Here is a 23,895-nt window from a genome sequence, read left to right as displayed (position 1 = left end):
GCAAGCAGGTTTTGAGAATGCTTGGCACAATAAATGCTTGGCACAATAGAGGCCGACGGAATCTCTTTGGAAGGCACACAGATGAAAGTTGTACAAGAAATTGACCGGGCCAGCGCCTGCTCCCCCGTGGGCGGCCGGCGGATCGAGCACGGCAATGCCTGAGTGGAAAGCCCCCGCGCCCTTCGACGACGCTGACCTGCGCCGGTCCGTCACGGCCGTCCTCGATGGCGGCGAACTGCCCCCTATCGTGCAGGCCGGGCACCCGGTGCTACGCGCCCGGGCCCTGCCGTTCACCGGTCAGCTCAGTGCCACCGAACTGGCCGGGCTCATTGCCGTGATGACCGAGGTCATGCGTGCGGCCCCCGGCGTTGGGCTGGCCGCTCCGCAGATTGGCGTGCCCTTGCAGTTGGCAGTCATGGAAGACCTGTACGAGGTCAGCGCCGAGAACGCGGCAGCGCGCGAGCGGCACCCCCTTGACTTTCTCGCCATCCTCAACCCCCGATACACGCCCGTGGGGACGGCCACGGCGTCGCACTATGAAGGTTGCCTGTCCATGTCCGGCTGGCAGGCTGTGGTGGACCGGGCCATCGCCGTCGAGCTGAGGTACGACGACGACCACGGCACCGCGCACACCCGACGGTTCTCTGGGTGGCAGGCACGGATCGTGCAGCACGAAACCGACCACCTGGCCGGCACCTTGTACATTGACAAGGCCCACACGCGATCCCTCGCCTCCAACGCCGAGTACTCGGCCAACTGGGCCCACCCGGACGTTGCCTACGCGCGCGCGAAGCTGAACTTCTAAACCGGCACGCCCCTCTAGGATAAAACTATGGAAAACAGTGCGCTCGACGCCCTCATCTGCCCCGTCTGCGGTTTGGAGTTCGTGGAGACACTCCCCGGTGAAAATTCCTTGAAGTGCATTGACGGACACTGCTTCGACATTGCTCGCCAAGGTTATGTGAACCTGTTGAGCGGCCGCGGCACCAAGTTCACCCAGGACACCGCGGAGATGGTGGCGGCGCGCGAGGACTTCCTCGACGCCGGCCACTACGCACCCCTCGCCGACGCCCTTGGCGAGGTGGTGGGCGAGGTTGTGCGCGACGCCCGGCCCGAGTGCGCACCCGCCGGAACGTCCCGGCCGCTGGTCTCCCGGCCTCTGGTCCTAGACGCCGGCACCGGCGCCGGGTATTACCTGGACCGTATTCTAGTGAACCTCGCCAGCGGTCCGGGCGGTGAACACGGCATCGACTCGATCGGGCTGGACATCTCCAAGTTCGCCCTGCGCCGGGCGGCCCGCCGCAACTCGGGCACGGTAAATCTGGTGTGGGACCTGTGGCAGCCCTTGCCGGTGGAGGCCGGTCGGGCCGATGCGGTCCTAGTGGTTTTCGCCCCGCGAAACGCCGCCGAGTTTGCTCGCGTGCTGGCGCCCCGGGGCAAGCTGGTGGTGGTGACACCCAGGCCAGGGCACCTGGCACAAATAGCTGAACTGGCTGGCATGCTGGGCATTCAGCCTCAAAAGGAGGCGGAACTGGTTCAAGCCATGGCAGGCCACTTCCACCTTCAGGAACGCCGAGAAGTGAACGTGTCCCTGGTACTTTCCCCGCGCGACATCCAGAATGTGGCCCTCATGGGACCGGCCGGGCACCATGTGGACCCACAACACCTTGCCAGGACAGTGCTGGGACTGCCCGCGTTCACTGCTGTGCAGGCCGAGTTTCAAATCTCCATTTTCAGCAAGCTAGCCGCCGCGTAATGCTAGCCGCCGCGTCGGACTAGCCGCCGCGCAATACTGACAGGCAAGCGGCAACGCCTATCTAAAGAGGACTGCCGGGTGTGCCGGCGTCCAGCAGCGGGGCGGCGCCGGAGCTCTGGTTCTTGCCGTGAAGGTTAACCCCCAGCCACCGCAGGGTCACCTGCGTCAGGGGGCCTACGCCCACGGCAAACGCTGCCGTGCCGGCCCCCACCACACCACCCATGAAGAACCCCACCACAACCACGCTCAGTTCAATGCCCGTGCGGATCATCCACACGGGCCTGCCGGTGACGCGCACCAACCCCGTCATCAACCCGTCACGGGGCCCCGGTCCCAAGCCAGCGCCAATGTAGAGGGCGGTGGCAAACGCCAGCAGGCACAGTCCGCACATGAACGAGGCGCCCTGTAGCAGCGGGTGGCTGGCCTGGGGAATCACGGCGAGGCCAAGATCGGCAAAGACGCCCACCAGGACGGCGTTGGCAATGGTGCCAACGCCCGGCTTTTGCCGCAGCGGGATCCAAAAGAGCAACACGATGGCGCTGATGATCACCGTGCACAGTCCAAAAGAAATCCCGGTGGTTCGTGAAGCGCCCTGGGCGAAGACGTCCCACGGGGAGGCGCCAATATTGCCACGGATCATCAACGCAATGGCGATGCCGTACATCAACAGGCCCAGCAGGAGTCGGAGCAAACGGGCGGGGAGGTTTTGGGTCGAAAGAAACAGTGGCATTACACAATTCTAACCAAACTGGCCTTATGCACTAGGTCCAATTCGCCTAAGGTGGCTTTATGAACACTTTTGTCACTGGACGGCGGCTGGCCCGCGAGCTGGGTGAATGGCGTTCGAGCGCCCCGGCCTACAGGGCCTTGGCCGAGCGCATCCGGGTCCTGTTGATTGACGGGCGGCTGGCCAGCGGGGCCAAACTACCGGCCGAACGCGAGCTGAGCAACGCCCTGGAGCTGAGCAGGACCACGGTTGCCGCCGCCTACTCGAAACTGCGCGACGACGGCTACCTGGCCAGTGTGCGCGGCTCCGGCAGCACCTTGACACTGCCGGGTCGCGAACGCGGTGAGCACACCCTGCACCAGGGGCTGCCACTAGACTTTACCAAGGCGACAGCTCCGGCCTACCCGGGGCTAGGCGCGGCCTTCACGGCTGCGGCGCAGGAGATCCCCCGCTACCTCACCCACGACGGTTTCGACATGGTGGGCTTGCCGGACCTGCGTGAGGCCATCGCCCAAAGCTACCGGGACAGGGGCCTGCCCACCTCAGCTGAGCAGATCATGGTCACCATCGGGGCCCAGCACGCGCTGAACCTCGTTACCCGGACCCTGTACTCCCCCGGTGAACGGATCATGGTGGAACAACCCACGTATCCGCACGCCCTGGACACCTTCAGCTCCGTGGGGGCGCGGCTGCTGGCTTTTCCCGTACGCCAAGATGGCGGCTGGGACCTGGCCGAAGCATTGCTGCAAATCCGGCGGGCCGCACCCAGCATGGCCTTCCTCATGCCGGATTTCCACAACCCCACCGGCATGAGCATGACCGTCCCGGAACGCGAATACCTTGCCGCAGCAGCCCAACGCGAGGGCACCGTGCTGGTGGTGGATGAAACTACGGCACTTTTGGATATCGACAGGGGCCCGATGCCGCCGCTTGCCTGCTTCAACCCGAACGTCATCACGCTGGGCTCGCTTGGCAAGATTGCGTGGGGAGGGCTGCGGGTCGGCTGGATCCGAGGGCCCCGGGAAGTCCTCGCACAGCTCCTGCGCAACCGTCCGTCGTCGGACTTGGGGACGCCGTTGTTTGAACAACTCGTCGCCACGTCCCTGCTCAAGGACTTGCCGCTGCTGAGCGACAACCGCAGCCGGGATCTGCAACGGGGCCGGGACACCCTGGTGCGATTGCTAGCCGAACACCTACCCCAGTGGGATGTCAAAGTGCCCGACGGGGGGCTTTCCTTGTGGATCAACACCGAAACCACATCCTCCTCTGCGCTGGCCCTGGCTGCCCGCAACGAGGGCCTGGGCTTGGTGCCGGGACCACGTTTTGGTCTGGACGGTGCATTTGAGCGTTTCTTGCGGCTGCCGTTTTGCTACGCCGATGAACAATTGCACGACGGCGTGCGAATCCTGGCACGTGTCAGCTCCCAAGTGGGCTCGGACCCCTTGAGAATGCCACTTCAGGCGGTCATTTAGCCGCATATTCCCAGCCGCTCGTAGTAGGCTCATAGATACGCAATATAAGTCTCTAAGGGGGACTCAATGCTCGAATGGATTAATGACTTTGGTTGGATCATCTGGCTGACGGTGTTCCTGCTGTTGGCCGTTGCCGAGATGCTGACGTTGAATCTGTACTTCATTTTAATGTCGGTTGGTGCCTTGGCCTCGCTGGTGGCATTCCTGTTCGGCGCTCCGTTGTGGCTGCAGATTGTCATCTTCTGCGTAGTCGCCCTCGCCACCACAGTGCTAATCAGGCCCCTGGCACTGGCCCACTTGCGGCGCGGCCCGGCAGACCAACTCTCCAATGTTGACAGACTCATCGGGCACCATGCCGTGGTGTTGGAGCCTGTCAGCACCAACAGCGGCCTCGTCAAAATTGGTGGTGACGTGTGGACGGCACGGATCCGCGATGGCAAGGAGATTCCCATGGGCGCCGAGGTTGAAGTAGCCGCCATCGACGGTGCCACTGCCATCATCAGCTTCCCCACTGTCCACAAGGCGACAGGAACCGCCGCAATAATTGGCTAGGCGAAAAAGCCGCCTAGTCCGTTGAAAGAGTTTTCCTGTGCCAAATGGCGTTCAGGAGCACATATTCTTCACACAGAAAAGAGGGGATTTCATGGGAGACGCAGGCACACTGGTTTGGCTCTTTGTTGTTTTGGTCTTGCTGATATTCGTCGTCATTGTCCTGGTCCGGTCCGTGCGCATTGTTCCGCAGGCACGTGCTGGCGTTGTTGAGCGACTTGGTAAATACCAGCGGACACTTAACCCCGGCTTGACAGTACTGATCCCCTTCGTGGACCGGTTGCTGCCGCTGCTGGATTTGCGCGAGCAGGTTGTCTCCTTCCCCCCGCAACCGGTCATCACCGAGGACAACCTGGTGGTCTCCATTGACACCGTGGTGTACTTCCAGGTCACCGATCCGAGGGCTGCCACCTACGAGATCGCCAACTACATTCAGGCCGTGGAGCAGTTGACCACTACAACACTGCGTAACGTTGTGGGTGGCTTGAACCTTGAAGAGGCCCTGACCTCTCGCGACCAGATCAACGGCCAGCTCCGTGGCGTCCTTGATGAGGCCACCGGCCGCTGGGGCATCCGGGTCAGCCGTGTTGAGCTCAAGGCCATCGACCCGCCCCTGTCCATCCAGGATTCCATGGAAAAGCAGATGCGTGCCGAGCGGGACCGTCGTGCCGCGATCCTGACCGCCGAGGGAACCAAGCAGTCGGCCATTTTGACCGCCGAAGGTGAACGCCAGTCCTCCATCCTCAAAGCAGAGGGTGACGCAAAAGCCGCCATCCTGCGTGCCGACGGTGAGTCCCAGGCCATCCAGAAGGTGTTCGGTGCCATCCACAAGGGCAACCCGACCCAGAAACTGCTGGCCTACCAGTACCTGCAAACCCTGCCGAAGATCGCCTCCGGGTCCTCCAATAAACTGTGGATTATCCCCAGTGAAGTCGGCGAGGCGCTAAAGGGAATTGGTAACGTCCTGGGCAACACGACGGCGGATACCGATGACGCCGCCGACGTTGCCACCGACCCCTAGCGGCGAAGCGGCACGAGCTGCATGGAACTTCGCGGTCAAGCACGTATAATGGGTGCTTGGCCGCGCGGCGTTTTCGGCGGCCTATTTTGCGCAGTGTTGGGCGTGTGGAACAACGTAGCCTGGTAAAGCGTTGAAACAATGACGAACGTGGATTGGGCCGGACGTTGGATACGGCCGGCTCAGACCAAACGCCGAAAATCACTAGATTCGGCAACAATATTAGGGAGAAGTCATGAGCGATCGTAGCTTGCGCGGTATGCGCTTGGGCGCACAGAGCATGGAGACGGAGTCGGGTGTGGAGCCCGCTCCCCGTCAGCGAATTGAATACCGTTGCGCGGATGGCGAGCAGGTGTTTGTGACGTTCTCTGCCGAGGCAGAGATCCCCCCAGTGTGGGTTTCCAAGACCGGCAAGGAAGCCCTGCTCGTCAATGGTGAGGCACCGGACACCTCCAACGACAAGCCGGTACGCACCCACTGGGACATGCTGCTGGAACGCCGCTCGCTTCCGGAACTGGAAACCATTTTGGCGGACCGCCTGACCATTCTTCGTCAGAAGCGTGGCGAAAAGGTCTAAGGTTCCTTAGCCTGTAAATTCCTGCCCACGCAAAAGGCGGGCGACCCGAAACCGGGTCGCCCGCCTTTTGCGTGGGTTCAAAAGACCTTGAGAGCAGTTACTTGTTGCGGCCGCTCAGCTTGTTCCACCGAGCGCTCAGACCCCACTTGGTGACGTTGAGGATGGCTTCTTGGACAATATTGCCGCTCATCTTGGAAGCACCGAATTCACGCTCCACGAAAGTGATGGGGACTTCAACCACTTTCAGGCCCTTCTGGCAGACGCGCCACAACATGTCCACCTGAAAACCGTAACCCACCGAATCCACGGCCTCAAGGTCAAGTGCCTCCAGCGTGGTGCGGCGGAAGGCGCGGTAGCCCCCCGTGACGTCGCGGATGGAGATCCCGAGCAGGACACGCGAGTACAAGCTGCCACAGGTGGAGATCAGCTTGCGATGCAGGGGCCAGTTCACCACTTTGCCGCCCGGCACCCAGCGGGAGCCCAGGACAAGATCGGCCCCTTGGTCGATGGCATCCAGCAGCAGCGGCAACTGTTCGGGCTGGTGGGAACCGTCTGCGTCCATTTCCACGAGGACGTCATAGCCGGCATCCAGGCCCCACGCGAAACCTGCCAGGTACGCCGCGCCCAGCCCTTGCTTGCCTGCGCGGTGCAACACGTGCACCTGGCTGTCAGCAGCGGCAAACTCGTCGGCAAGCTTGCCCGTGCCATCGGGGCTGTTGTCATCGGCGATGAGTACGTCGACATGAGGGGCAGCGGCGCGGAGCCGCTTGAGAGTCTTGGGCAGGGACTCAATCTCGTTGTATGTGGGAATTATTGTCAGGACACGCAACAGTTGGTGCCTTTCCGTGTGGAAATGAGAAAACAGGTCACATCTTCGGTGCGGCACGCATCCACGCGGGACAAAGGGCTGGCCAGTGAAGGCAGCGGGCACGCGGCGCCAAATCCCTAGTATAGGTGGATGTGCTGAAGGCGGCCGTCACTGTGAGGCGAAAAGCACACAAGGAAAGACAAGCTCACGCGCCTTCGGGCCAAACAGTACCCACATCAAGGACGTGGAAAATCTGTTTGTTTTCTACTGACACGTGAACTTATCTCCCTAACACCGAGACCAGCTTGCGAAGCATCGGTGGGGATCGCCATAAAGGCAAGCCACTTCCATAAAAACTAACGGCCAGCGGCCTCGCTGTCAATACACTGCTGACCTGCACCGACGCCTATTGGTGCAGGTCAGAGGCCTGCGGCGGGGCGAAACAAAGACTGTTCAGGAGAAGTCCGCAGCGGTGTACAGTTCCCGGCCTCGGTGCACCGTCGCCAGACAGCGAGGGTCGTTGGCAGTGTCAAGGGCAGGCAGCAATGGGGTGCGTGCCCGCGGATCCGTTGACCAAGACTGTACTCGCTCGTCAGCCACCTGCACCATGAGCTCATCAACCTCCCAGATGGCAAAGCTGGCGGGGGCGCCGGGGGCTAACTGGCCCAGCATGGGATTCTGCGCCCCCGCGGCGCGCCAGCCTGCACGAGTGTGGCCAATGAACGCGGCCCGGGCCGAAATCCTTTGGCCCGGCTGGTGATGCGACAAGGCTGCGCGGACGCTTGCCCACGGGTTCAGGGGCGTCACGGGAGAGTCCGAGCCAAAGCAGATCGGCACACCAGCCTCGTAGAACCTGGCCACCGGGTTTAGGAGGGCAGCCCGTTCCGCGCCAAGGCGTTGGGCATACATGCCCTCCCCCCCGCCCCAGAAAGCATCAAAGACCGGCTGGATCGAGACGGTGACGGCGTGCCGGGCCAACGCCGCCATGGCAGCGTCGTCAACCATCTCGGCGTGTTCGAATCGATGCCCAGCCGCACGAACCTTCTCGATGCCCACCTGCTCCGCGGCGAGAGCGAGGCCTTCCAGCGCCAGGTCCATGGCGCCGTCGCCAATGATGTGGAAGCCGCCGGAGATCCCCAGCTCGGAGGTGGCCGCCAAATGGTCGCCGATCTGGGCCGCCGTCAGATAGGCCTGTCCCCGCCCATCCGGGGCGTCCGCATACGGTGCACGCAAGAACGCCGAACGGGAGCCCAGCGAGCCGTCGATGTTAAGGTCACCAGCCAGCCCCAGAACGGGTGTGCCCAGGGATGCCAGCACCTGCCGGGCCTCGTCGGCGCTGGAAACCACCTGGCCCCAGTAGGGCAGGACCTCGGCAAAGGCCTCCGGAGCAGTGAAGGAGCTCAGAGCCGCCAGGGAGGCCAAATCCTGGGCCGAACCAACATGCGGGGCACTCATTTCTGCCAAGGCGACGTAACCGTTGGCTGCGGCATGGCGCAGGGCGCGCTGTTGAATCCTGGTGCGGTCCGCCGTGGAGAGCTGGCGTGAGGCGTCGCGGGCGCAGGCATGGGCGGCGCCGGTGACAAGCCCGTCGCCCCGCCAGCCGTCAAGACCGGGCAGCCCGCATCGCTTCGCCAAGGACCCGGACACAGTCCCTGAGTGCACGTCTACACGCGCCAAATAGACCTCACGGCTCCCAGTGGCCCGATCCAGCTCCACGGCCGTCAGCGGGCGCTGCTCCGCCCAGGAGGACTCATCCCAGCCGTGGCCCTGCAGGATGCCGTGAGGGTTGGCGGCCGCCGCGGCCGCCACTAAAGCAAGTGCCTGTGTCACCGACCTGGTATTGGAAAGGTCAATCGACTCCAGGGCCGTCCCGGTCTCGGTCACGTGCACGTGGGAGTCCACGAAGCCGGGTGTTATGAGGGTCCCGGCCAGGTCGACGAGCCGCATGCGTGCATCAAGTAAGGATGTGGCTGCGTGTTCGGAGCCCACCCAGGCCACGGTGTCGCCATCCACCAGCATCGCTGTGGCTAAAGGGTCTGCTGCACTGTAGACGGAGCCGTTGCGGTACATGGTCAAAGACATGGCGGTGGAGTCCTTTCGAGAACTTTTCTGCCCACACGCCCGGTAGCCGGGCTGTGGTGTTAAGAGCTGCTGAGGTGTGGGAAGCTAATGTGCCAGCGGAGCGTTGGGGCTAGTCCACAACAGTGGTGTACGCCACTACGCCGCGGCGTAGCAAATCAATGGCCGACTTGCACAACCGCGAGAAGTGGGCGGGCATTCCCGGCACCGTCGACAGTTGGCCCAGCAGGTCAATCACTTGTTTGGTCCAGCGGACAAAGTCACCGGCAGCCAGTTCAGTGCCGTGCAGCGAGTCTTGGAGGGAGCGCCCCGTGGCCCACTTGAACATGGGCCAGACAAGGCCCAGTTCGGGTTCGCTGGTCAACGGCAGGCGGTGGGCTTCCTCAGTGTCCGCCAATGCCGCCCACAGCCGCACCACGGTTTCCACCGAGGTTTCCAAACTGACACTGGGCATCCGCGGCCGGGCCCCGTCGTGCTCACGCTTGGCCTGGTAGACGACGGCCGTGGTGAATGCTGCGAGTTCAGCTGCGTCCAAGTCCTCGAAGGCACCCTCACGCAGGGCCATGGCGATCAGCAAATCCTTCTCCCCGTAAACCCGGCGCAAGCGTTGGCCGTCTGCGCTGGGGCGTGCGTTCCCGGCGTCGTCCAGCTCCACGAAACCGTAGGCCGACAGCAGATCGGTGACCCTGTCAAAGGTTTTGGCGATGGTGTTGGTCCGTTGCGCGATAGCCCGGGCCAGGACATCGGTCTCGCGCCGTAGTTTCCACCAGCGTTCAGCCCAGCGCGCGTGCTCCTCACGATCGCTGCAATCGTGGCAGGGGTGGGCATGCAAAGCCCGGCGGAGGGCCTGGACGGCCTCGGTGTCGCTGTACGGCGAATCGGCAATGTCAAAGGCGCCTCTGCCTGCCCGCTTGCTCCCGGCTTGGGCGAGCGCATCCGACACCGCCTCCAGCAGGTTCCTGCGGTCCTTGGGAACCTTCGCGTTGAAGTTTTTGCCGAGGCGAACATGAGTCTGTTGGGAGGGGGGACCGGCAAGGTCATTGATGCTCAGCCGGCGCACCTCCTTCTCCAGAGTCAGTATCAGGGGGCGAGGTTCACGCGCGCTGGGATCGGCTTCGAGTACGACGGCGTAACCGGGGGTTCGTCCGGCCGGAACCATGATCACGTCCCCAGGGCTCAGGGCGGACAGTGACTGAGTCAGCGCGGTACGCCGCTGTTTCGCCTTGGACTTCGATGCGCCACTCTCGTGGTCGGATAGTTCGCGGCGCAGTCTCGCGTACTCGCTGAAGTCCCCCCGATGGCAGGCCATGGCCTTCTCATAGCCCACCAAGGATTCCTCCCGGGACCTGACCTGCTTGGCCAGATCAACCACTGACCTGTCCGCCTGGAACTGGGCAAACGAGGACTCCAGGATGTCCCGGGTCCGATGGCGGCCAAATTGGGCCATGAGGTTGATGCTCATGTTGTAGGTGGGCCGGAAGCTAGAGTTCAACGGGTAGGTGCGCCTGGATGCCAGGCCTGCCACCGCGGCAGGGTCGGTGCCTGGTTGCCACAGCACCACCGCGTGCCCCTCCACATCAATGCCGCGGCGCCCTGCCCGGCCGGTCAGCTGGGTGTACTCCCCCGCTGTGATATCCACGTGCGCTTCGCCATTGAATTTTTCAAGTTTCTCCAAAACCACTGTGCGAGCCGGCATGTTGATGCCCAGGGCGAGTGTTTCTGTGGCGAACACGGCCTGCACCAGACCGTCGGCGAACAGTTCCTCCACGACTTCCTTGAAGCTGGGCAGCATGCCTGCGTGGTGGGCTGCAAGCCCGCGCTGCAAACCGTCCCGCCAACCCCAGTAGCCCAAGATGTCCTTGTCGGAATCGGGCAGATCGGCACACGCCGCGTCAACGCGGCGGGCAATCTCCGCTTGCTCCTGCGCCGTGGTGAGCCACAGGCCGGCGGCGGCGCACTGCTGGACCGCTGCGTCACATGCGGCCCGGGAGAAGATGAACGTGATGGCAGGAAGAAGATTGGCGCTTTCCAGTGCCCTGATGACCTGGGGCCGGGACGCCTTCTGTACCATGCCGGCTGCCGAGCGGTTCAAGGGTGAAGAATATTTGGAGGCACCGGCGCCATTGCCGGAACCGCTGCGGTGATCCCGCCGCCCGGGGCGTGACCCCGGCCGGCCCCGGTGGGCCTGGGGGTTTTCACTGCGGGCAAGCTTGAGCAGCTCCGGATTGACCTTGAAGCGCGGATCCTGGCCCGGGGCCAGGTCAGCGGCAATCTCGTCGAAGGACTGTTGCGTGGCAAAAAGGTCCACGATCTCGCGCTGGACCATCACGTGCTGCCACAACGGCACCGGCCGGTGCTCCGAAACCACCACGGCGGTGTCGCCGCGCACAGTGCCCAACCAGGCACCAAATTCCTCGGCATTGGACACGGTGGCGCTCAAGGACACCACAGATACTTCGCTGGGCAGGTGGATGATCACTTCCTCCCACACGGCGCCACGGAATCTGTCGGCCAGGTAGTGGACCTCGTCCATCACCACGTAAGCCAGGCCGGAAAGTGTTTGCGAATCCGCGTAGAGCATGTTGCGCAACACCTCCGTGGTCATCACCACCACGGGGGCCTCTGAGTTGATGCTGGTGTCCCCCGTCAGCAGCCCCACGTTTTCCGCGCCGTATTTGCGGGCCAGCTCCTGGTATTTCTGGTTGCTCAGGGCCTTGATGGGCGTGGTGTAAAACGCCTTGTGCCCGCGAGACAGGGCCAGGTAGACGGCAAATTCTCCCACAATGGTTTTCCCGGCACCGGTGGGGGCGGCAACTAAAACACCGCGGCCGGCCACAAGGGCCCGGCACGCGGTGAGTTGAAAATCATCTAAATCAAAGTCGAGCGTTTCCTTGAAAGCGCCAAAGTCACTAGCGGCGTCAGCGACGTTGTCCCTGGCTGCCAGATAGCGTTCGGCGGGTGTTGGAAGCTCAGGCATTGGCATACCACCAGCCTACGCGAGGCCGGGGCCAGTCAGTGAATTTCCAAGTCCTTCGACGGTGTGGCAACGTCGGCGTTCGCTTCGGTTTCCTTCGCCCGTTTGGCCAGGCGCCGATCCCTGCGCTTGTCATTGAGAATGCACAGCCCGATGGCGCCGAAGTACAGTACTAACAGGGGTGCGGCCAAGAAGAACATCGACATGACATCCGAACCCGGTGCCGCCATAGCCGAGACGATGGTGACACCCAAGATGGTGAATCGCCAAGCCTTCAAATACGTCTTGCCGCGCACCATGCCGATGGCGTTCAACGCAAAAAGCAGGACGGGGACCAAGAACGCGACACCCATAAACAGCATCAGCTGCAGCACGAACTGGAGGTAGTCGACGGCCTTCATGATGTTGGAGCCGCCCTCCGGTGTGAAGGATGTCAAGGCCCGAACAATGTTGGGCCAGATCAGCCAGCCAACGTACACGCCGGCCAGGAACAAGGGAACCGCGGCAAACAGGTACGACAGCGTGTAACGGCGTTCCTTCTTCGTCAGCCCGGGCGTGATGAACGCCCACAGCTGGTAGATCCAGACAGGTGAGGCCAGAATAAGACCCAGAATGAGCGATATTTGTAGCTTCAGGTCAAACGAGGTTGTGACGCCTTCAAAGTTAAGTGAGGCGACAATGTGCCGTTCGGCGCTGATGTCACGCAGTGGCGCAGTCACGGCTGCCATCAGGGGGTCATAGAGAATCCACCCGATGACGATCCCGGGAATCATGGCCAAGGCACTCTTGAAGAGCCTGTTCCTAGCTTCAACCAGATGCTCTTTAAGGGACATCTGACCGTCAGGGTTGGCTTTGCGCCCCTTCACTGCACTCACGTTCTCAGTAGCAGATTCTATGACTAGACGCCGGTGCCGTCAGTGGTGCCCGGCTTCGTGGGGTCGTTGACGATCTTGCCCTCGACAGGTGATTCGGCGTCGGGTGTGGGTGCGGCAGTCTTTTCTTCCTTGCCGTCGTTCTTCATTTCCTTGACCTCGGATTTGATGATGCGCATTGACTGTCCAAGGTTGCGGGCTATGCTCGGCAGCTTCGGCCCTGCGAACAGGAGAATCGCTACGAGAATGATGATGCCAAGAACCCACGGTTCCCTAAATATTGCCACGGTATGACCTTTCCTTTTGGTTCATCCTACGTCTTATAAAGCTTCGATGTCGCGCAAGGATTGGAGCTGTCCGCGTTCTTTCCTGCGGGCGACGCGCCGTTGGAGGCGGGCGAAACGCCGTTCCTCCTTGGCAGCTAGGTAATCATCCTTCATTTGTTCTGGCGTTGCAAAAACGGCGGAGCCAGGAACAACATTTCGCTCCTCTGTGACGTATGACTCTTGGAACGCTTGGGAATTGGTCTCCCACCGCTGCGTCAGCTGTTCACTGACCGCCGTCATGGAGCGCATGGTCAAGGAAGCCTCACGCCAGAGTTTGAAGCCCAAAGCGGTCACAAAGAGAAGGGCCAGCGCCACAAGCGCCACCCATATAAGAATCCACGACCACCAAGGCATTGTTTGAGTCTAGCCGTCCTGACTGGGAGTGGTCTTAGTGCTTTCGCCCACAGCGTCATCGTCTTCAGTGGCCCCATAGTGTGCCAGCGAGGCGGTCAGCCAGGTGAAAGTTTCCTCCCGGAGCGCCAACGGCGCCACCACGTGGGCGTGCCCGCCCAGGCGGGCCATGAGGGGGGCGACGGTGCGGCTCTCGCCCACCAACATCTGCACACCCAAACGTTCGGTCCCGTCCGCGCCCGGAGGCAGTTGGTGCAAGGTGGCGCCATAGGCAGGTGCCAGCCGTTGGGCGGTGGCCGCATCTGCCACCAATTGGACCTGTTGGTCGTGGGCGCCCGGGGTGTAGACGCCGTTGGAGGAAGCCGGCGCGGTCTGGGTGTGGCTGGCACCGTGCTGAGTCTGGGGCCCGGCCGCGTGTAGGGAACGAATACCATCCACCCGGAAGCTGCGCATCTCCCCGGCCCGCCTGCACCAGGCGCGGATGTACCACTGCGAGTCGATGGAAAAGATGCGCCGGGGTTCTATGACACGTTGGGTCAGTTCGTCCCGGCTGCGGACAAGGTAGCTGATCTCGGCGGCGTCGCCTTCACCGATCAAGGCCTGCAGTTGGGCAATCGTGGCCAGTTCACCGCTGGTGAGCAATTGCAGGGCGACGGCGTCCGCGAGCCATGCGTCCTCGCCCGCCACCCGCTTGAGCGAGTCGATGGCGGTGCGCAGGGACCGCGCCTCACGGGTGCCCGGGATGGCCGTCAAGGCGTCCATTCCCACCAGTAGGGCGCAGGCTTCTTCCTGGGTCAGGCGCAGTGGACTGGCGAGAGTTTCTGCGTCGCGGATGAACACTTGGCCGGCCTCATTGCTGACATCCATGAGGTCTCCGTGCAGGTAGCCGGGCAGGCCGGACACCGTCAGGGTCGCTAAATCCTTGCTGAGCTGTTTCGCTGACAGGCCAAATTCCTGTGCTAGCTCCGATTCTTCAATGCCGGGGTTTGCCACCAGGAACGGCACCATGGAGAGCAACCGCAGCAATCTATCGCGGGAGTCCTTCTTTTTGCCCCGCGGGGCCGCTAGGACAGGCCCGAAACCGGCCTCCGCCGGCCGTGCGGGGTCATACGTTACCGGTGGTGCCTGCCTGGCAGCGGCGGCCGCCGCCTGGAGCCTGGCGACAACGGCTTCCCGCAGATCGCGTGGTTCCATGACCGTGGCGTAGGCGCCCAAGGCAGCCAGATCGTCTGCCATCAGCTCCGGTTCACGGTAGCTGATGGACAAGGTGTCAGTGCCTGCGGGACCACGTGGGTCAAGCACGGTGGTTCCTTCCCTGCTGCGCAGGGAGTGCGTTGAACCCGTGGGTACAATCACCACTGCCCGGTAGGGTTCCTGCTTCCCCAGCCCGTCCAGGATGGTGCCGATGGAGAACCGGGCCGGTCGCGTCAGCTGTTCCTCAGTCAGCACGGTGACCTCTGATTGAATCCGTGAGAGGCGGAAGTTGCGCTGCTCAGACTTCTGAAGGTCCAAGCCCGAGAGATACCATTCGCCGTATTTGCTGCCAAGGCCCCACGGGTGAACCAAGCGGGGTGTGGCGGTTTCGGTGCCCGCGCCCCTGTAGTGGAACCGCACGGGGTTGCCCTGACGCAGGGCTGTCCACAAGGGTTCAAAGGCCGGCTCACGGGTGCGGATGCGTGACTGGACGGTGGTGTCGTCGTCGTACCAGCTTGATCCGGAACGGGCGGCGATCTTGCGCAGGGCAGACTGGGCCGCCTCGCTGAAGGCTGCCTCGGCCCACAGGTTGGCGGCAACAGCCAGCAAGGTCATGGCTGGTTCGTCAAGGCGGATCTCGGGGACACGGTATTCGCCGGGCTTGATCCGGTACAGGGCCTGTTCGGCACTGTCCAGATCGTGGGTGGCGGTTGTGGAGATGGGGATGCCCAGTTCGCGCAGGGTTTCCTTGTCCCGTTCAAACATGCGTTCAAAGGCAACACCGGCCGTAACTTCCGCGGCGGCTGTTGACGCTATCCGGGCGTACCCGTTGACATGTTCGCGAATGTAGTGCCTGCTGTGGCCCTGCCGGGTACCCAGCAACGCAATGACGAGGTTGAGCCTGCGTTCGCTGGCATCGATTGATGTGGACACGTTCCCAAGAGTACTAGGACAGGGACCCGGTCTTGCCATCATGACACCCAGGCATGACGTTTAAAAAGCGTGTGGCCCCCAAGCACTGCTTGGGGGCCACACGCAGGCAAATCATGGATGGGTCAGCGAACGCCCACCAGATCAACCACAAAGATCAACGCTTCGTTGGGGCCGATTGCTCCACCGGCGCCTCGTGAGCCGTAAGCCAGCTCGGAAGGGATTTCCAGACGGCGACGGCCGCCCACCTTCATGCCGAGCAAGCCCTGATCCCAGCCCTGGATGACCTGGCCGATTCCGGCCTTGAATTCAAGCGGCGTGCCGCGGCCCCAGGATGAGTCAAACTCTTCGCCCGTGGAGAACGCGACGCCCACATAGTGGGTGGAGACTGTACTGCCTCGCACCACCTCCGTGCCGGTTCCTTCCACGATGTCCTCAATGACCAGTTCGGTGGGGACGGCGTGGTCGGGGAATTCAATTTCGGGTTTGGTGCGATCAAAGTCGCGGGTGCCAAATGACATGGTGCTCCTCGTTGTTAGAAGGCTGGGGGAAACTACTCGACACCAAGGATATCAACAACAAAGACCAAGTCGCCGATGGGCTGGCCATTGCTGGCGTTCGCCGAGGCATATGCCAACTCCTTAGGGATGACTAACAGAACCCTGGACCCCACGGTTTTACCCACGAGTCCCTTGTCCCATCCGGGGATGACTTTACCTACTCCGATGGGGGTGGTGAAGGTCTGTCCCTTGGAGTAGCTCTCATCGAAAACCTTGCCGTCGGAGAACGTGGCGCCCGCATAGTTCACGACGATCGTGTCACCGGACTTCACATCGGCGCCCTTGCCCTTGATCAGGTCCTGGGCAATGAGTTCAGTGGGTGCCTTGGCATCCCCGATGGTGATGGCGGGAACACCCTTGTCGTTCTCTTTCACCGTGGGCAGACCGGCGGGAGGAGTGAGCGTCTCGCCCTCGGGCTTGGTCAGCGGCTTGACAATGTCACTGGCTGATTCAATGAAAAATACGCTCAAAACGGTTGGCTTTGCTGGCTGGCTGGGGGCTGCACTGCTTCCTGCAACGGCCGGGGTTCCGGGGTATGCGTAAGCCACGTAGGAGCCGATCTTGGCGCCGACAAAGGTGTTATAGACGACCGGGTTCTGGGACTTGAAGGTGTCGTCAAAGAGCATGCGCTCCCCTGCCGGGTCGGCAAAGTTGTTTCCTTCTGAGGTGCCGTCCTCGGCGTTGAGGCCGATGGCACGAAGGGTCACTGCCTGGCCGGCCTTGATTTCGGCGCCGGTGCCTTCTGTGACTACCCTGATGGACTCGGCTTTGATTGCCAACGGCTTGTCAAAGGTGACAGTGGGCGGCTTGCCGGCGCCGTGATCTTCCACCTTCACGGAGGCCAGGGCCTCCGCATTGGCCGGTGGGGTACTGGCCGAGTCGCTGGAGCTGGGGTCAGAGGTTGCTCCGGAACATGCGCTCAAAAGAAGCAGTAAGGGCAGGAGCAGTGCAAGAATTCGGCGCACAGAGACACTTTCGATGGCGGGACGGATGGAAATGCTGCAAGGAACTGCGAATGGTGGAGCAACTCGCAGGCGCAACAAGCATATCCGCACTATCTGGGTATAGGCTGGCTGCCACCGTTGCCCGGAGGCTCTAGTAGCCGGGCTGCAACGAAGCTATCAGCTCGTCCACGCGCTCATCGGTGCTGGCAAAGGGATCCTTACACAAGATGGTTTGGTGTGAGCGGTCATTGAGCTTCAGGTGCACCCAATCGACAGTGTAGTCACGCCCGGAGTCACGGGCGGCGGAGACGAATCTCCCGCGCAGCGCAGCCCTAGTAGTGGATGGTGCCACATCGACAGCCTGTGCGATGGCCTCATTGTGGCTGACCCTGGCCGCCGCCCCACGGCGCACAAGCATGTTGAACAGGCCACGCTCCTGGGAAATATCGTGATAGCGCAAATCCAGCTGTGCCACCTGGGCCGAGCCAAGGTCCAGACCGTGGCGGTCCGCGTAGGCGGTCAACAGTTTGTGCTTAATAGCCCAGTCGATCTCGGTGTCAATGCTTGAGTAGTCTTGTGCCTCCACGGCATCCAGGGTGCGCCCCCAAAGGTCCAAGATACGTGGGACCAGCTCGTTGTGTGCCCCGTGGGAACGGACGAAGGCGCTGACCTTATCCAAGTAGTGCCGCTGAATTTCAAGGGCGTTCAGTGTGCGCCCATCAGCCATTTTCACGGCATGCTTGCCCGTGAGATCGTGGGAAATCTCTCGAATGCTGCGGATCGGGTTTTCCATCCGCATATCGCTCATGATGGTGCCAGCCTCGATCATGCGCAGCAGCAAGTCCACGGTGCCTACCTTGAGCATGGTGGTGGTTTCGCTCATGTTCGAGTCGCCCACAATCACGTGCAGGCGCCGGTACAGTTCGGCGTCGGCGTGGGGTTCATCCCGGGTGTTGATGATGGGCCGGGAGCGGGTGGTGGCCGATGACACGCCTTCCCAAATATGATCGGCGCGTTGGGAAAAGGCAAAGCGTCCCCCCTGTTGGGCGCCCATGACTTTTCCGGCCCCGGCCAGCAACTGGCGCGTCACTAGGAAGGGAATCAGGATGTCCGCCAACCTGCTGAATTCCCCGCGCCGGGTGATCAGGTAGTTTTCGTGGCTGCCATAGGAGTTCCCTGCAGAGTCAACGTTGTTCTTGAACAAGAAGATTTTTCCGGTGTAACCTTCCAAGGCCAGCCGTGACTGGGCCTCGGAGACGAGTTCGTTGAGAATGAGTTCCCCTGCCTTGTCATGGGCAATAAGCTGCTCAATGGAGTCACATTCAGCGGTGGCGTATTCGGGGTGGGATCCCACATCCAGGTACAGCCGGGAACCATTGGGTAGGAACACGTTGGAGGAGCGCCCCCAGCTCACCACCTTTCTAAAAAGGTAGCGGGCCACTTCTTCGGGAGATAAGGGACGTGAGCCGGGAGCCGAGTAGGCAATGCCAAACTCAGTCTCGATGCCAAAAATACGCCGATCCACTCTAGGCCTTTCCCTGGGAGCTCAAAATCTTTTCCACCTCGGCCGGTGCCAACCGTTTAAAGGCACGGTGTGTGCCACGCACTTCATGGCCGTTTCGCTCTAGCACGGCAACTTCCAAATTACCGGCACCGAGACCGTCCGCGCCGGGGCCGCCACCGGCCCCGGCGATGTCCTGCCGGGGCTTTTGCAAGGCGGCCACCGCCCAGGCAAGTGCCTGTTCCAGACCGGCCCCGACCTGCCAGAGGTCCCGCAGCTGCCCTTGGACCAGCTCAGCATTGCCGCCCATGGCCAAGTAGCCCGACTCGTCGGCGATGGAGCCGTCAAAGGTGAGGCGAAAAATATGGTCCTGCGCCTGGATGGCGCCAACCTCGGCAACGGCCAACTCCACCTCGAAGGGCTTTTGTTCGGCCGTAAACACCGTCCCCAGGCTTTGCGCGTAGACGCTTGCCAAGCCACGGGCGCTGACATCGGATCTGTCGTAAGAGTATCCGCGGACGTCCGCGTACCTAACTCCCGCCTGTCGCAAGCTTTCAAACTCGTTGTACTTTCCGACCGCGGCAAACGCTATGCGATCGTATATCTCACCGATCTTGTGCAGGGTTGCCGATGGGTTCTCCGCCACCAGGGCAATGCCGTCCCGGTAGCTGAGAACCACCACGGACCGACCCCGGGCGATCCCCTTGCGGGCAAAGTCGGCTCGGTCCTTCATCATCTGTTCAGGGGAAACATAAAACTGTTGTGACATGTCTAAGCCTCCCTTCGCTCAGTGGTCTGTCTGTCCACAACGGTACCCACCACGGCGGCCAATATATCCGAGCTCACCCGTTGGGCGCCGTCGTCGGTGACAACGTAAACCACCGGCCACAGTTTGCGGATTAGGTCCGGACCGCCCGTGGCGCAGTCATCGTCCGCGGCGTCAATCAACGCCTCCACGGCTACGGCGACGGCGGCGTCCTTGTCCATGCCAGGGCGCCACAGTTTCTTTAGTGCGCCACGGGCAAAGACGGATCCGGAGCCGACACTGTGGTGCTCGAGCTCCTCGTAACGGCCCCCGGTGACGTCGTAGGAGAAGAGCCTGCCCACCGAAGCCCCGGCCTCCACCCCTGCGAACACGGGAACAACGGAAAGCCCTTGCAGCGCCATGGGCAGGTTGGCGCGGATCATGGCGCCGAGCCTGTTGGCCTTGCCCTCAAGGCTCAGTAAGGTCCCCTCGATCTTCTCGTAGTGTTCAAGCTCCACCTGAAACAAGCGCACAATGTCAATGGCAATCCCGGCCGTCCCGGCAATGCCGAGCACCGAGAACCTGTCCGCGGGGAACACTTTTTCAATGTGCCTGTTGGCTATCATGGAACCCATTGTGGCGCGCCGGTCCCCCGCCATGAGAACCCCGCCGTCGAAGGTCAGGGCCGCGATGGTGGTGCCGTGTGGTGTGGGCGGCAGCGTCCCGGCAGGAAGCGTGCGCCCAAACGGCAAGAGCCCAGGGTTGCTTGCGCTGACATAGTCAAGGAACGACGACGACGCCCCCGAGACTGTTATCGACGGCCAGGCGCCCCTCTGCTCGGCGTCCATGAGAGGCTACTGCCCGCCCTTTTGGACGAAGCCGCGGACAAACTCCTCCGCGTTGGATTCCAATACGCCGTCAATCTCATCAAGGAGGTCATCGACACCCGAGGTCGCGTCCTGCCCGGCCCCGGATCCCGGCGCCGGAGTGGGCAGCGGTGTCTGGTCAACTTGTTCTTCCTCGGTCCGGGAAGAGACGTTCTTTTGTTCCTGCGAAGCCATGTTGTGTCCTTTTGCCAGTGGAGCGGTGCCTAGCTTCCATCCTGCCATGGCAGCGCGCAATATATGCTGAACCGTGCCAGCCAATATGAGTGCAGCTAGTGCGTGACTGAAAGCAGCCGGGCCAAGAAAGTGGCGGCGTCGGGGCTGTTCTCAAACAGCTCTCCCGTTAAGTCTTTGGTGCCACGCAGGGGCTCCTTGGTGGCGACGCGTTGGAGCTTGCGCTGCTGGGGTAATTCAAAGATCACCGAATCCCAGCTGGCACCCACCACATTGGCCCCAAATCGCTGGATACACTGACCCCGGAAGTAGGCCCGGGTATCGGTGGGCGGCTGCACGGCTGCGTGGGCGATGGACTCGTCGCTGACAAGCCGTTCCATGCGTCCGCGCTCCAACAGCTTGTAATACAACCCCTTCTCCGGGCGGACATCGGACCACTGCAGGTCGATCAGCCCGAGCCGCGGATCATCCCATTCCATGGCGTCCCGGGCACGGTACTGCTGAAGTAGCTTCAGTTTTGCCACCCATTCCACCTGCCCCGACAGGCTCATGGGATCCGTGCCCAAAGCGTTCAGCACTCCTTCCCACGTGGCTAGGACGGCTTCGGTATGCCCGTCGCCGGTAACGGGGTCGCTTGACCCATTCGCGGAGGTATGGGCCTTGGCCGCTTTCAAATACAGCCACTGCACCTCCAGTGCGCTGAGCCGCTGCCCGTCGGCGAGCAGATGGGTCTGCTCTAGTTTCCAGTCGTAGCTGACATCCTTCAGGGACTCCACAGGATCGGCGAAACGAAGTTGCGGCGCCGTGCCGTGTTCAATCATGTCCAATACCAGGGCAGTGGTGCCGAACTTGAGATAGTTCGAAACCTGGCTGAGGTTTGCATCTCCTATTATCACGTGCAGGCGCCGGTATTTGTCGGCGACCGCGTGGGGTTCGTCGCGGGTGTTGATGATGGGGCGGCGAATGGTGGTCTCCAACCCCACCTCGGCCTCGAAGAAGTCAGCGCGGGCACTGATTTGAAAACCGACCCCGGAACCATCCTGGCCGCGTCCAACCCGGCCGGCACCACAGATCAGCGCCCGGGTGACAAAGAAGGGGGTCAGTCCGGCCACGATGCTGCTAAAGGGGACCGCCCGGGGCATCAAATAGTTTTCATGGCTGCCGTAGGACACGGACTTGTTGTCCGTGTTGTTCTTGTACAGATTGATGGCTGGGAGCCCCGGTGTTGCCGCAATACGGCGGATGGCCGCCAATGCCACCAGGTCCCCGGCAGCATCCCAGCGCACGGCGTCCAGCGGGTTGGTGACCTCGGGGGAAGAGTATTCGGGATGGGCATGGTCAACGTAGAGCCGGGCCCCGTTTCCCAACACCATGTTCATCATCAGCGGGCCCGACTGCTCGGGCACCTCCCCGCCTTCCAACGCAATTTGGGCGGCCGTCAGTTCGGTTTCCTCATCTGTGAGCTGGCTGGGGTGGGCGTCCGGGCGCGGGGTGACCCAGCCCCTGGCGTCGGCGAGAGGGTCCTCATCCGTATAGTCCCAGCGGGTCTCTCCCCCGGCCGCCGCCCGGTGCCCGGTCTCTTGGGAATAGGCGTGCACCACCTGGGTGGAAAGCCAGGTGGCGTTGAACGCCGAACTGCCGGGAGTGTGGATGCCATATTCGGTCTCGGCACCCATCACCCGGATGACGCTCACAGGTACTGGCCCGTGTTGGTCACCGTCTCCAGGCTCTTTCCCGGCACCTGGCCTTCCTTGCTTTGGACGATGGTGCGGATGTACGTGATCCGCTCCCCTTTCTTCCCCGAGATCCGCGCCCAGTCATCGGGGTTGGTGGTGTTGGGCATGTCCTCGTGCTCACGGAACTCGTCGACCACAGCCCTGAGCATGTGCTCTATCCTGATGCCCCTTTCACCGCTGAGGAGCAGGTCCTTGATGGCATATTTCTTGGCCCGGTCCACCACATTTTGAATCACGGCCCCGGAGTTGAAGTCCTTGAAGTACAGCATCTCGGTGTCGCCGTTGGCGTACGTGACTTCCAGGTACTCGTTGGCCTTGTCGGTGGCGTACATGGCCTCCACTGTGCGCTGGATCATGGCCTCCACGGTGTCGCTGAGGCTGCCGTTGTTGGCTTCCACGTCAACGTGGTGGAAGGGCAGCGCCGTGGTGACATATTTGGCAAAGATATCCGCAGCGGCCTCGGCGTCGGGGCGGTGGATTTTGACTTTTACATCCAGCCGGCCGGGCCGCAAAATGGCAGGGTCAATCATGTCCTCCCGGTTGGAGGCGCCAATGACAATGACGTTGTCCAACCGTTCGACACCGTCAATTTCGCTGAGCAGCTGGGGGACGATGGTGGTTTCAACGTCTGAGGAGATGCCGGTACCGCGCGTACGGAACAGCGAGTCCATCTCGTCGAAGAAGACAACGACGGCGCTGCCATCGGCCGCTTTTTCCCTGGCCCGGGCGAAGATCAGACGGATTTGGCGTTCGGTCTCGCCCACGTACTTGTCCAAAAGCTCCGGGCCCTTGATGTTCAGGAAATAGCTCTTTTGGTCCTTGATCCCGGAGCGTTCGGCGGCGCGTTTGGCCAGTGAGTTGGCCACGGCCTTGGCAATCAGGGTCTTGCCGCAGCCGGGGGGACCATAGAGCAAAATGCCCTTGGGCGCCTTGAGCCCGTGCTCCCTGTACAGGTCAGGGTGCAGGAACGGCAGTTCGACGGCGTCGCGGATTTGTTCGATCTGCGAGGTCAACCCGCCAATGTCCGAATAGGAAATATCCGGTACTTCCTCCAGGATCAGGTTCTCCACCTCGGAGCGGGGAATTTTTTCCAGGGCGTAGCCGGTTTTCCCGTCAAGAGTCAGGGCATCGCCCACACGAAGGCGGCCCTCCTGCAGGGCCCCGGAGAGTCGCACGACCCGTTCCTCATCCGCCCGGCCTGTCACCAGGACCCGGTCGGTGCCCAGGAGTTCCTTGACGGTGACAAGTTCACCAACTCGCTCAAAACCGAGCCCGGCGATGACCGTGAAGGCCTCATTGAGCAGCACCTCCTGTCCCACACGCAGTTCGCGGATGGGCAGCAACGGGCTCAGGCCCACGCGCATTTTGCGTCCCGACGCGAAGATGTCGATACTTTCCTCGGTGACGGTTGATCCCCGCGGGTTGAGCGCCACGATGGTGGCGAACCCGTAAGGCGGCTGCCCGTCGTGTTCCAGGGCAGAGCGCAGTTTCAGGATCTCGGTCTTTGCGCTCTCCAACATTGCCACGAGGCGGGAGTTGTTTTGCGTGGCCGAGGAAAGCTGGCGATCAAGGGTGCGTGCCTTCTCCCGGAGAACGTTTAGCTGGCGTTCCAGGACAGCCTGCTGTCCTGGGCCCGCCGAATACGGTGCCCCCTGGGAGCCCGGGGCGCCCTCCCCCGAGGTGCCGGGGGTGGAGTTAGTTGCTTCGCTCATGCTGTG

General features: G+C 62.1%; 23 protein-coding genes. 7 read left to right on the top strand and 16 right to left on the bottom strand.

The features are described from left to right. Positions 1 to 33 precede the first annotated feature (33 nt). The 3 genes from AOC05_RS20405 to AOC05_RS07085 are packed head-to-tail and all read left to right on the top strand — an operon-like array spanning position 34 to position 1,756. Positions 34 to 162 carry a hypothetical protein gene (locus AOC05_RS20405; protein WP_257720357.1) on the top strand — a complete coding sequence of 43 codons (129 nt, stop codon included), beginning with the start codon at positions 34 to 36 and terminating at the stop codon, positions 160 to 162. Then, the gene (locus tag AOC05_RS07090; protein WP_062006628.1) at positions 155 to 805 is read left to right on the top strand and encodes a peptide deformylase; all 651 of its coding nucleotides are present in this window, start codon (positions 155 to 157) and stop codon (positions 803 to 805) included. Before AOC05_RS20405 ends, AOC05_RS07090 begins: the two co-directional genes overlap by 8 nt. A gap of 27 nt (positions 806 to 832) precedes the next feature. Then, on the top strand, positions 833 to 1,756 hold the full coding sequence (locus tag AOC05_RS07085) for a putative RNA methyltransferase (protein WP_062006627.1): 924 nt from the start codon (positions 833 to 835) through the stop codon (positions 1,754 to 1,756). Positions 1,757 to 1,817: 61 nt separating this feature from the next. Here the strand turns inward: AOC05_RS07085 and AOC05_RS07080 are convergent, their stop codons facing one another. Then, a complete protein-coding gene (locus tag AOC05_RS07080) occupies positions 1,818 to 2,486 on the bottom strand; it encodes a YczE/YyaS/YitT family protein (RefSeq protein WP_082357819.1) in 669 nt (222 codons plus the stop codon). A 59-nt stretch (positions 2,487 to 2,545) separates the two neighbouring features. Here AOC05_RS07080 and AOC05_RS07075 point away from each other — a divergent pair, with 59 nt between their 5' ends. The 4 genes from AOC05_RS07075 to AOC05_RS07060 all read left to right on the top strand — a co-directional run bounded on the left by AOC05_RS07075 (position 2,546) and on the right by AOC05_RS07060 (position 6,099). Continuing rightward, positions 2,546 to 3,955, top strand: a complete 1,410-nt coding sequence (locus AOC05_RS07075; RefSeq protein WP_062006626.1) for a PLP-dependent aminotransferase family protein — start codon at positions 2,546 to 2,548, stop codon at positions 3,953 to 3,955. 66 nt (positions 3,956 to 4,021) lie between these two features. After that, positions 4,022 to 4,507 (top strand): NfeD family protein, encoded by a 486-nt coding sequence (locus tag AOC05_RS07070; protein WP_062006625.1) that lies wholly within the window; start codon positions 4,022 to 4,024, stop codon positions 4,505 to 4,507. 91 nt (positions 4,508 to 4,598) lie between these two features. After that, positions 4,599 to 5,525 (top strand): SPFH domain-containing protein, encoded by a 927-nt coding sequence (locus AOC05_RS07065; RefSeq protein WP_062006624.1) that lies wholly within the window; start codon positions 4,599 to 4,601, stop codon positions 5,523 to 5,525. Positions 5,526 to 5,757: 232 nt separating this feature from the next. Continuing rightward, the gene (locus AOC05_RS07060; protein WP_062006623.1) at positions 5,758 to 6,099 is read left to right on the top strand and encodes an RNA polymerase-binding protein RbpA; all 342 of its coding nucleotides are present in this window, start codon (positions 5,758 to 5,760) and stop codon (positions 6,097 to 6,099) included. Positions 6,100 to 6,196: 97 nt separating this feature from the next. Here the strand turns inward: AOC05_RS07060 and AOC05_RS07055 are convergent, their stop codons facing one another. From AOC05_RS07055 to arc, 15 genes are all read right to left on the bottom strand, one after another. Continuing rightward, positions 6,197 to 6,928 (bottom strand): polyprenol monophosphomannose synthase, encoded by a 732-nt coding sequence (locus AOC05_RS07055; protein WP_062006622.1) that lies wholly within the window; start codon positions 6,926 to 6,928, stop codon positions 6,197 to 6,199. A gap of 432 nt (positions 6,929 to 7,360) precedes the next feature. Next, positions 7,361 to 8,989: an amidohydrolase gene (locus tag AOC05_RS07050; protein ID WP_062006621.1), complete on the bottom strand. Its 1,629-nt coding sequence runs from the start codon at positions 8,987 to 8,989 to the stop codon at positions 7,361 to 7,363. Positions 8,990 to 9,098: 109 nt separating this feature from the next. Beyond that, positions 9,099 to 11,963 (bottom strand): DEAD/DEAH box helicase, encoded by a 2,865-nt coding sequence (locus AOC05_RS07045; RefSeq protein ID WP_230085244.1) that lies wholly within the window; start codon positions 11,961 to 11,963, stop codon positions 9,099 to 9,101. 35 nt (positions 11,964 to 11,998) lie between these two features. Next, the gene (gene tatC, locus AOC05_RS07040; RefSeq protein ID WP_062009483.1) at positions 11,999 to 12,793 is read right to left on the bottom strand and encodes a twin-arginine translocase subunit TatC; all 795 of its coding nucleotides are present in this window, start codon (positions 12,791 to 12,793) and stop codon (positions 11,999 to 12,001) included. A 65-nt stretch (positions 12,794 to 12,858) separates the two neighbouring features. Continuing rightward, a complete protein-coding gene (locus AOC05_RS07035; protein WP_062006619.1) occupies positions 12,859 to 13,119 on the bottom strand; it encodes a Sec-independent protein translocase subunit TatA in 261 nt (86 codons plus the stop codon). 33 nt (positions 13,120 to 13,152) lie between these two features. Then, entirely contained in the window at positions 13,153 to 13,482 is a 330-nt protein-coding gene (locus AOC05_RS07030) for a hypothetical protein (RefSeq protein ID WP_062006618.1), read from the bottom strand. A 39-nt stretch (positions 13,483 to 13,521) separates the two neighbouring features. Next, the gene (locus AOC05_RS07025) at positions 13,522 to 15,636 is read right to left on the bottom strand and encodes a helix-turn-helix transcriptional regulator (RefSeq protein WP_062006617.1); all 2,115 of its coding nucleotides are present in this window, start codon (positions 15,634 to 15,636) and stop codon (positions 13,522 to 13,524) included. Positions 15,637 to 15,758: 122 nt separating this feature from the next. After that, complete coding sequence (locus tag AOC05_RS07020; protein ID WP_062006616.1) at positions 15,759 to 16,154, bottom strand: FKBP-type peptidyl-prolyl cis-trans isomerase; 396 nt, start codon at positions 16,152 to 16,154, stop codon at positions 15,759 to 15,761. A gap of 32 nt (positions 16,155 to 16,186) precedes the next feature. Further along, positions 16,187 to 17,158 carry an FKBP-type peptidyl-prolyl cis-trans isomerase gene (locus AOC05_RS07015; RefSeq protein ID WP_062006615.1) on the bottom strand — a complete coding sequence of 324 codons (972 nt, stop codon included), beginning with the start codon at positions 17,156 to 17,158 and terminating at the stop codon, positions 16,187 to 16,189. A 130-nt stretch (positions 17,159 to 17,288) separates the two neighbouring features. Beyond that, positions 17,289 to 18,662, bottom strand: a complete 1,374-nt coding sequence (pafA, locus tag AOC05_RS07010; RefSeq protein ID WP_062006614.1) for a Pup--protein ligase — start codon at positions 18,660 to 18,662, stop codon at positions 17,289 to 17,291. Position 18,663: 1 nt separating this feature from the next. Next, positions 18,664 to 19,407, bottom strand: a complete 744-nt coding sequence (gene prcA / locus AOC05_RS07005; RefSeq protein ID WP_062006613.1) for a proteasome subunit alpha — start codon at positions 19,405 to 19,407, stop codon at positions 18,664 to 18,666. A gap of 2 nt (positions 19,408 to 19,409) precedes the next feature. After that, positions 19,410 to 20,231, bottom strand: a complete 822-nt coding sequence (prcB, locus tag AOC05_RS07000) for a proteasome subunit beta (RefSeq protein WP_062006612.1) — start codon at positions 20,229 to 20,231, stop codon at positions 19,410 to 19,412. A 6-nt stretch (positions 20,232 to 20,237) separates the two neighbouring features. Beyond that, positions 20,238 to 20,444 carry a ubiquitin-like protein Pup gene (locus AOC05_RS06995; RefSeq protein ID WP_062006611.1) on the bottom strand — a complete coding sequence of 69 codons (207 nt, stop codon included), beginning with the start codon at positions 20,442 to 20,444 and terminating at the stop codon, positions 20,238 to 20,240. Positions 20,445 to 20,539: 95 nt separating this feature from the next. Further along, positions 20,540 to 22,117 (bottom strand): depupylase/deamidase Dop, encoded by a 1,578-nt coding sequence (gene dop, locus AOC05_RS06990; RefSeq protein WP_082358149.1) that lies wholly within the window; start codon positions 22,115 to 22,117, stop codon positions 20,540 to 20,542. A 14-nt stretch (positions 22,118 to 22,131) separates the two neighbouring features. Then, a complete protein-coding gene (gene arc / locus AOC05_RS06985; RefSeq protein WP_062006609.1) occupies positions 22,132 to 23,889 on the bottom strand; it encodes a proteasome ATPase in 1,758 nt (585 codons plus the stop codon). Between the last annotated feature and the right edge of the window lie 6 nt (positions 23,890 to 23,895).

This window comes from Arthrobacter alpinus, assembly GCF_001294625.1.
Taxonomy (GTDB): Bacteria; Actinomycetota; Actinomycetes; order Actinomycetales; family Micrococcaceae; genus Specibacter; species Specibacter alpinus_A.
The sequence above is the reverse complement of the archived record's forward strand: the minus strand, read 5'-3'. Positions and strand labels throughout refer to the sequence as shown.

Excerpts from the sequence above, each read along its gene's own strand:
- AOC05_RS20405 (WP_257720357.1), top strand. The coding sequence starts at position 34 with ATGCTTGGCACAATAGAGGCCGACGGAATCTCTTTGGAAGGCACACAG.
- AOC05_RS07090 (WP_062006628.1), top strand. The coding sequence starts at position 155 with ATGCCTGAGTGGAAAGCCCCCGCGCCCTTCGACGACGCTGACCTGCGC.
- AOC05_RS07085 (WP_062006627.1), top strand. The coding sequence starts at position 833 with ATGGAAAACAGTGCGCTCGACGCCCTCATCTGCCCCGTCTGCGGTTTG.
- AOC05_RS07080 (WP_082357819.1), bottom strand. The coding sequence starts at position 2,486 with ATGCCACTGTTTCTTTCGACCCAAAACCTCCCCGCCCGTTTGCTCCGA.
- AOC05_RS07075 (WP_062006626.1), top strand. The coding sequence starts at position 2,546 with ATGAACACTTTTGTCACTGGACGGCGGCTGGCCCGCGAGCTGGGTGAA.
- AOC05_RS07070 (WP_062006625.1), top strand. The coding sequence starts at position 4,022 with ATGCTCGAATGGATTAATGACTTTGGTTGGATCATCTGGCTGACGGTG.
- AOC05_RS07065 (WP_062006624.1), top strand. The coding sequence starts at position 4,599 with ATGGGAGACGCAGGCACACTGGTTTGGCTCTTTGTTGTTTTGGTCTTG.
- AOC05_RS07060 (WP_062006623.1), top strand. The coding sequence starts at position 5,758 with ATGAGCGATCGTAGCTTGCGCGGTATGCGCTTGGGCGCACAGAGCATG.
- AOC05_RS07050 (WP_062006621.1), bottom strand. The coding sequence starts at position 8,989 with ATGTCTTTGACCATGTACCGCAACGGCTCCGTCTACAGTGCAGCAGAC.
- AOC05_RS07045 (WP_230085244.1), bottom strand. The coding sequence starts at position 11,963 with ATGCCTGAGCTTCCAACACCCGCCGAACGCTATCTGGCAGCCAGGGAC.
- tatC (WP_062009483.1), bottom strand. The coding sequence starts at position 12,793 with ATGTCCCTTAAAGAGCATCTGGTTGAAGCTAGGAACAGGCTCTTCAAG.
- AOC05_RS07020 (WP_062006616.1), bottom strand. The coding sequence starts at position 16,154 with ATGTCATTTGGCACCCGCGACTTTGATCGCACCAAACCCGAAATTGAA.
- prcA (WP_062006613.1), bottom strand. The coding sequence starts at position 19,407 with ATGTCACAACAGTTTTATGTTTCCCCTGAACAGATGATGAAGGACCGA.
- prcB (WP_062006612.1), bottom strand. The coding sequence starts at position 20,231 with ATGGACGCCGAGCAGAGGGGCGCCTGGCCGTCGATAACAGTCTCGGGG.
- AOC05_RS06995 (WP_062006611.1), bottom strand. The coding sequence starts at position 20,444 with ATGGCTTCGCAGGAACAAAAGAACGTCTCTTCCCGGACCGAGGAAGAA.
- dop (WP_082358149.1), bottom strand. The coding sequence starts at position 22,117 with ATGGGTGCCGAGACCGAATATGGCATCCACACTCCCGGCAGTTCGGCG.
- arc (WP_062006609.1), bottom strand. The coding sequence starts at position 23,889 with ATGAGCGAAGCAACTAACTCCACCCCCGGCACCTCGGGGGAGGGCGCC.